Source organism: Hydrogenimonas sp., assembly GCF_029933015.1.
Lineage (GTDB): Bacteria > Campylobacterota > Campylobacteria > Campylobacterales > Hydrogenimonadaceae > Hydrogenimonas.
On record NZ_JAOZOZ010000098.1, the window covers coordinates 1 to 5,812 of the forward strand.

At 53.5% G+C, this 5,812-nt stretch carries 10 protein-coding genes; 3 read left to right on the forward strand and 7 right to left on the reverse strand.

From position 1 onward, the window contains the following. Both Q1K23_RS09080 and Q1K23_RS07015 read left to right on the forward strand, forming a co-directional pair. Positions 1 to 143, forward strand: a 143-nt coding sequence (locus Q1K23_RS09080; protein WP_366522647.1) for an HAD hydrolase-like protein, incomplete at its 5' end; no start/stop codon positions are given. Between the two features lie 4 nt (positions 144 to 147). Beyond that, entirely contained in the window at positions 148 to 309 is a 162-nt protein-coding gene (locus Q1K23_RS07015; RefSeq protein WP_300363434.1) for a hypothetical protein, read from the forward strand. Between the two features lie 38 nt (positions 310 to 347). Here Q1K23_RS07015 and Q1K23_RS07020 read toward each other — a convergent pair whose 3' ends face one another. From Q1K23_RS07020 to Q1K23_RS07050, 7 genes are all read right to left on the reverse strand, one after another. After that, complete coding sequence (locus Q1K23_RS07020) at positions 348 to 1,352, reverse strand: LPP20 family lipoprotein (RefSeq protein WP_300363435.1); 1,005 nt, start codon at positions 1,350 to 1,352, stop codon at positions 348 to 350. Next, a complete protein-coding gene (locus tag Q1K23_RS07025; RefSeq protein ID WP_300363436.1) occupies positions 1,349 to 2,344 on the reverse strand; it encodes a CsgG/HfaB family protein in 996 nt (331 codons plus the stop codon). Before Q1K23_RS07025 ends, Q1K23_RS07020 begins: the two co-directional genes overlap by 4 nt. Continuing rightward, a complete protein-coding gene (locus Q1K23_RS07030) occupies positions 2,341 to 2,922 on the reverse strand; it encodes an LPP20 family lipoprotein (RefSeq protein ID WP_300363437.1) in 582 nt (193 codons plus the stop codon). The genes Q1K23_RS07025 and Q1K23_RS07030 overlap by 4 nt, the downstream gene beginning before the upstream one ends. A gap of 15 nt (positions 2,923 to 2,937) precedes the next feature. Next, positions 2,938 to 3,105: a hypothetical protein gene (locus Q1K23_RS07035; protein ID WP_300363438.1), complete on the reverse strand. Its 168-nt coding sequence runs from the start codon at positions 3,103 to 3,105 to the stop codon at positions 2,938 to 2,940. 46 nt (positions 3,106 to 3,151) lie between these two features. Continuing rightward, positions 3,152 to 3,553 carry a hypothetical protein gene (locus tag Q1K23_RS07040; RefSeq protein WP_300363439.1) on the reverse strand — a complete coding sequence of 134 codons (402 nt, stop codon included), beginning with the start codon at positions 3,551 to 3,553 and terminating at the stop codon, positions 3,152 to 3,154. Between the two features lie 75 nt (positions 3,554 to 3,628). Then, positions 3,629 to 3,880 (reverse strand): hypothetical protein, encoded by a 252-nt coding sequence (locus Q1K23_RS07045; protein ID WP_300363440.1) that lies wholly within the window; start codon positions 3,878 to 3,880, stop codon positions 3,629 to 3,631. Then, complete coding sequence (locus Q1K23_RS07050) at positions 3,873 to 4,481, reverse strand: hypothetical protein (RefSeq protein ID WP_300363441.1); 609 nt, start codon at positions 4,479 to 4,481, stop codon at positions 3,873 to 3,875. Before Q1K23_RS07050 ends, Q1K23_RS07045 begins: the two co-directional genes overlap by 8 nt. A gap of 518 nt (positions 4,482 to 4,999) precedes the next feature. Between Q1K23_RS07050 and Q1K23_RS07055 the strand changes: the two genes are divergently transcribed. Further along, a complete protein-coding gene (locus tag Q1K23_RS07055) occupies positions 5,000 to 5,419 on the forward strand; it encodes a hypothetical protein (RefSeq protein WP_300363442.1) in 420 nt (139 codons plus the stop codon). The last annotated feature ends 393 nt before the right edge of the window (positions 5,420 to 5,812 follow it).

Sequence of the window (5,812 nt, forward strand, 5' to 3'; positions counted from 1 at the left end):
TCGGAGGCGCGAAAAACGCCGGTATGAAAACCTGTCTGGTGCGTACCGGAAAGTTTCGCCCCGAAGATCTCGAAAGAGGGATCGAACCCGACCTCGTGATCGATTCGATCGCCGAGCTGGCAAGTGTCATAATGGGAGAATAAGATAATGAAGAAGAAAAAAATCAATCTGACTTTGAAAGAACGAAAGCTTTTAGAAGAGATTGAACGTGGAGAGTGGAGAGATGTTGAGATGACAGAAGATGAAAAAGATCGTTTGAAAAAATATGCGATCCTAACAAAAGCACTTAACAAAAAAGAGAAACATTAAGAAGATATTCAGATATTTTCGATCTCTAAAATGATCTATTAAAAAAAGAATTTTTCTCTAAGTTTTTTCTCCAGCCCTTTCGCCGCCTCCAGTATTGCGGCTTTTGGGCTTTTTGCAGAGATCCCTTTGACGCGGTAGCGGCGGCTCTGTATCACCTTATTGTCTCCATCGTGCATTTTCAGATCCACCGTCCCTTTGACGATGAAAAAGCCGTGGGAGCGGTCCTGCGAGAGGGTGGGGAGGAGCGAGATGCGTATCGCTTCCGTTGGGCAGCGGGAGGTGTCCAGCACGGGAAAGCCCCGCTCCGAAAGGGCCGAGGCGACCGTTTCGGCGAAAGGTTCCATAGCGGGGTCGGAGGCGCTTTCGATGCAGAAGCGGAGGCTCTTTTTCGCCCGCTCTTTCGTTTTCGCGTATCTCAAAAATGCCTCTTCGCTCTTTTTGTAGAGCGGTTCGTAGGCTCTGTCCAAAGAGGCGAGGATCGTCGCTTTGGGCAGCAGCGGCCCAGTGATCCTTTCGGCTTCGGCCGCTTTGTCGTAGCGCTCCAGCGCGTTGGCGTTTTTCGCCTCCCGCCAGAGCGATTCGGCCCGGCCGTTTTCCCGCACGATCTCCTTTTCGAGGGGTCGTACGAAGTCGTCGCGCCGGACGCCCGCCAGGACGAGGTAGCGGTCCCAGGCGGGGTGGGCGCTTTTGAGGGTCCGGTAGTGGGTGACGGGCAGCTTCGCCACCGTCGTTTCGATGTCGTGGGAGCGCTCCGTCTCCACATATTCGTAGACATCCTCGTGGGTATACTCGCGGGAGCGGTATCTCGAAGAGACGGTGACCGATACGCGGGCCAGCAGGTCGGCCAGCGCCTGTTTCGTCGCCTCCTCCATCGTCTTCCCTTCGCCGACGCCGTAGAGCCATCCGCCGCCGTTTTGGGGAGGCTCCAGATACCACGCCGGCAGGGTGCGCTCCGCAGGCGACGGAGTGGGTGCCGCGCTTTTTGAGGCGCATCCCGTCAGCCAGAGCAGCGCGGGTAGGAGAAGGAGAAAGAGGCGTCTCATCGCGCCATCTGCCTCTTCGCCGCCTCCCGAGCCTCGATGGCGCGCTCGATGCGGACGATGGCGGCGTCGACCAGTTCGTTGGGCTCGCCGAAACAGCGCTCCGCCAGCAGGTAGAGGGACCGTGCCTCTTTGAGGGACCCCCTGATCTCTTTCACCACCCCCAGGTCGTAGGCGGCGGTTCCGCTCTTTTCACCGGTGGAAGCGAGCAGCATGCCAAGAAGCCGTTCCGCCCGGTCGTAGCGCCTGTGTTCGATATATTCCAGGGCGTTTTCGAGCAGCTGTTTCTGGTCGCGGGTGTAGTCGATGTCGGGGTCCTCCATCAGTTCGACACTGTGGTAGACGTAGTGGGGCGTGAGTTTGGAGACGAAGGCGTCGGCGACCCTGTCGGCCAGCGTGTCGAGTATCTCCTGCCTGGCCGGCAGCGCCGTCCCGCCGTCGGAGCAGTGGCGCCAGGTGGCCGTCTTGCGTATCGTTTCGGCGTGGATGATGTCTCCGCGGCTGATGTCCACCAGCTTCACCTGGGCCGCGACGACGCCCCGCCGTTTTCTGCAGGAGACTTTGTATTCGCGGGTTTCTTTGCATTTTTTGTCGACACATTCGGTGCGGGTTTCGTAGTAGTAGGTGTCGTCCACGTCGGCGGCGGTGACGACCCCGTCGATCAGGGCCGAAGCCCCCAGCAGACGGCCCGCTTCCGCCGCCTTTTTCTCCTCGGTCAGGCCCGACTCCTGCAGGCGGATCTCATCGAGGATCTTCTCGAGCTCCTGGCGCGTCACCACGGTGAACCACGGCTCGCCGTCCACCCGCACCGCCGCCGCTTTCGACTCGATCTTTTCGCTCAGGCCGATGCGGTCGTTCCTGAAAGGGTAGACGGCCACCCGCTTCGCCTCCGCGGCCCGGTCGATCTCGGCCGGCTGCAGCGACGCCACCTGCACCGTTTTGGAGCAGCCGGCGAAAAAGAGCGCCGCCATGGTAAGAAGAAGGAAAAGTCTCATCGCTTACCGGGGAACTCTTCGTCGAGCGCTTTGAGGGCCTGCTTCGCCTGGAACTGCTGCCAGAGTGCCTCGTCGTTTCTGTAGCTGCTGACGATGGCCTGTTTCGCCGTTTCGTCCACTTTGTCCCTGTCCACCTTGACCAGCAGGTAGATGGAGCCGTCGGCCGGGTTTTCCCAGTAGGCTTCCTGCTGCGAGTCGTGCAGCGTCACCCGCGCCACCTGTTTGGAGACGTTTTCCACCACGCGCTCCACCGTCTCGTCGTCACCCACGCCCGTCGAGCGGGCGAACTGCGTCGTACGGGCTTTCACGTCCAGCGCCACCTGCTGCGCCAGGTTGGCCCGGGCGTCGGCCAGCGCCTCTTTGCGGGCGAAGCCGAACCCCAGCTTGCCCACCTTCGCCGTACCCACCGCCGCGTAGTACCTGTCGTCGTGGTGCAGGCCGCACACCCACCGCGGCGCCTCCTGCCCCCCGATGGTACACTCGCTTTTCAGCTGGTCCGGATCGGGATTTTTCGAACTGCACCCCGTAAAGAGCAGCACTCCCGCCGCCAAAATCGTCAAACCGTGTCTGTAGATCATTTTTCGCTCCTTTCGCTACCGCTGTTTTGAAAAATCTCTGTCCAGCGACTCCACCGCCTCTTTGGCCTGCTTCTGCTGGTACTGCGCGTCTTTGTTCCTGTAGGCCGGCGTCGGCTCTTTCGACCCGCAGCCCGCCAGCACGACAAGCGCCAGAAACGCCGCCGTCCAGATTCCCGCTCTCATCGTCGTCCTTTCCTCTCATTCTTTTGCACCGATTTTAACATACCCATCATAAATCGATCGTGGAGTTCACGAAGCCCTTCTCTTCGAAAAACTTCAAAAACGCTTCCGCGTCCACTTCGTCGATATGGCAGATCGCCACCTCGTAACTCTGTCTGCCCCCTTCGTCGTAGGCGCACACCTCCTGGATGTAACACCCCGGCGGCAGAGGCGAGTCGGGATCGTCTACGGTAAATATCCATTCGGACATCGTGGAGACGGCCAGATGCTTCGCAAACCAGCGCATGGCGCGCAGATAGCTCGCCACTTTCGCTTCCGTCGTCACATTCAGATCGCACGCCAGCGTGAAAAGGCGCATACTCTCGAGCGTTTCGTGGGTTTCGCAGAGCCGGCACCCTCTGGGAAGCAGCGCCTCTTCGAAATGGTCGGTTTCCACATAGATCACGTTCATACCGTTTTCCTCCTTTCACTTTCCCCATCATAGAGGAGGGCGGCGACAGGTTGTGTCGGCAGGAGGGTCTCTTCTTTATATGCGCGTTCGTTTTTTCAGAACCCGGAAGAGACCTATGAGACTTATTAGTATCCAGAAAGACTCGATAAGCACGGAAGCCATGTTCCAGTTATAGCTCAGAGAGTAGAGAATCAATGCGGACCCTCCGGCATTCAAAAGAGAGAAAGTGAGGGTTTCCGAAGAGATTTTTCCGATTTGAAGCAGAAAATAGGTGACGATGATGATCGCCACCCCCGTAGTACCTACGATATCGTGCGTTTCAAACATTGTATTTACGACCGAATTTCTGCAACAACATCTTTCCGATACCCACAATATGATTGCGATGTGCTTCATCCATACGGATATAGTAGTTCATTTTATTGCTGGGGAACCATTGGACGGCCTGGGTAGGGGCTTCGTTTTCGGCATCGTACACGGCGATTTCAGATACGAAATGAAACTCATCCGGCGGAATGAGACAGAATGAGACCTGTTCTTTTTCATAGTCGTGCTTGTCGCTGAAATCTACGATGGATCCGTGAATTTTCTGTGTATTGGGCAGAAAGTAGGTATAGACTTTCCCATCCGCCAGATTTTTCTTGACCGTTTCAAATATGACATTCTCTTGTTCTTTGGCTTCCTGCACGCCGATATCGTTGGTCATGTCGTGGGTGAAGACCCAGATGTCTTTCGCTTTTCTTTCTATCTCGGACAGATGTCTTTCGCTGATGATGTCACCCAGCCCCTGTCCTTTGATGAAAGCTTCCAGAATTTTGTAGCGCTCTTCATAATCTTCTTTCACCTGTATGCGTGCCATCAGTGCGAAAATAACCATAGAAATCAGCACGATCAAAAAAGCGGTCGTAGCACCGATCAGTACGTTCATGCCTCCTAATTTCTCTTTCATGAAATCGAGGTAAAAGGCGGACAAAAAAGTCAAAAGGGTCAGAAGTATGATGGCCCATTGGCTTTTAATGAATGAAATCATGAAAATCTCCCGTTTATTATTGTTGGTATCATACCAAAAGACTTCGTGCCGGGAAAGCTAGATTGGTTTTTTTTCCGTTTATAAAATCGCTAAGCAATGTTTCATTAAAATATTTTTTTATGTTCCAAAAATCAATTTCAACAAAAAGTCTGTCTCTCTATCGTGAACGACACCACCTGTCGTGAGGAGAAGGCAGAATATCGTGATGGATCGGTCGTTTCTGCGACAGTATCCCAAATATCTTCGCATAGCGGCCGGTGACGGCTTTTCGACTCAAGAGAAACGTACTGGAAAGCATGGCTTCCGTGCTGAATAGAATGATGACAACAGATCATGAAAAACGGTCGTTCCGGTGGAGGGTTGAAATTTGTTAAAATGACGGAATTATTCGATCAAATTCAAAGAAAGGCAAACTTATGGCTATTACGAAAAAGACCATCGAATCCCATCTCGAGGCTCTGAACATCTACCACAAAAAAGAGAAAAAGGGGCTGATCGCCTACGATCCCGACGCACCCTCCGTAGAGATTTCCATCGTATTAATGGATGGCGGTCGCACGATGCGCATGATCGCCAGGTCGACGAAACTCCAGAACCTGCTCAAAAAAAAGAACAGACTCCAGGAAAAAAAGTGCGAGCTGTTCGAGGAGCTGCTCCGCTACAACGCCAAAACGAAATTCGGCACATGGGAGCTTTCCGGAGACGAGTTGCGATACGCCGTCGAATTTCCCATCGAAGACGGTACCGTGACGCAAAATCAGTTCGCCCGTATGTTTCGGCAGATCGACGTGCAGTCGAAACGCTTCGACAAGATCATCAAAACCCTGAAGCCCTGACGAAACATCCCGAATTTTGCAAATATCAGTATAGGGCCGTCGGCCCTTTCGTATCTGTAAGAGAGGAAGTTTGGTTTTGAAAACCGACATGAAGTTGATCGAAAAAGCATGAGAGGAGTTTCGAGCTACTCCGAAATCATGTGAAAAAATATGAAAACTACGAACATCCCGAATCGGTTATAGGGGGTGCCATATTTTTCGAAGCAAAATTACATGAAAGTTTTAAATTTTCTTATTGAGCGAAATACTTCCCTATCTCCTGTTCGATTTTCTCTTTCCAGAGATGATTGCCCGGTTCGTCCGGGATTTCGTGCAGCACTTCTTTGTAAACGCTTTCGGCTTTTATCAGATCTTTATCTCCAATCAGGGCTTTGAGATAATCGTAATAATCCT

Coding starts and splice junctions, on each gene's coding strand:
- Q1K23_RS07030 (WP_300363437.1), bottom strand. CDS start 2,922: ATGATCTACAGACACGGTTTGACGATTTTGGCGGCGGGAGTGCTGCTC.
- Q1K23_RS07035 (WP_300363438.1), bottom strand. CDS start 3,105: ATGAGAGCGGGAATCTGGACGGCGGCGTTTCTGGCGCTTGTCGTGCTG.
- Q1K23_RS07020 (WP_300363435.1), bottom strand. CDS start 1,352: ATGAGACGCCTCTTTCTCCTTCTCCTACCCGCGCTGCTCTGGCTGACG.
- Q1K23_RS07045 (WP_300363440.1), bottom strand. CDS start 3,880: ATGTTTGAAACGCACGATATCGTAGGTACTACGGGGGTGGCGATCATC.
- Q1K23_RS07015 (WP_300363434.1), top strand. CDS start 148: ATGAAGAAGAAAAAAATCAATCTGACTTTGAAAGAACGAAAGCTTTTA.
- Q1K23_RS07050 (WP_300363441.1), bottom strand. CDS start 4,481: ATGAACGTACTGATCGGTGCTACGACCGCTTTTTTGATCGTGCTGATT.
- Q1K23_RS07040 (WP_300363439.1), bottom strand. CDS start 3,553: ATGAACGTGATCTATGTGGAAACCGACCATTTCGAAGAGGCGCTGCTT.
- Q1K23_RS07025 (WP_300363436.1), bottom strand. CDS start 2,344: ATGAGACTTTTCCTTCTTCTTACCATGGCGGCGCTCTTTTTCGCCGGC.
- Q1K23_RS07055 (WP_300363442.1), top strand. CDS start 5,000: ATGGCTATTACGAAAAAGACCATCGAATCCCATCTCGAGGCTCTGAAC.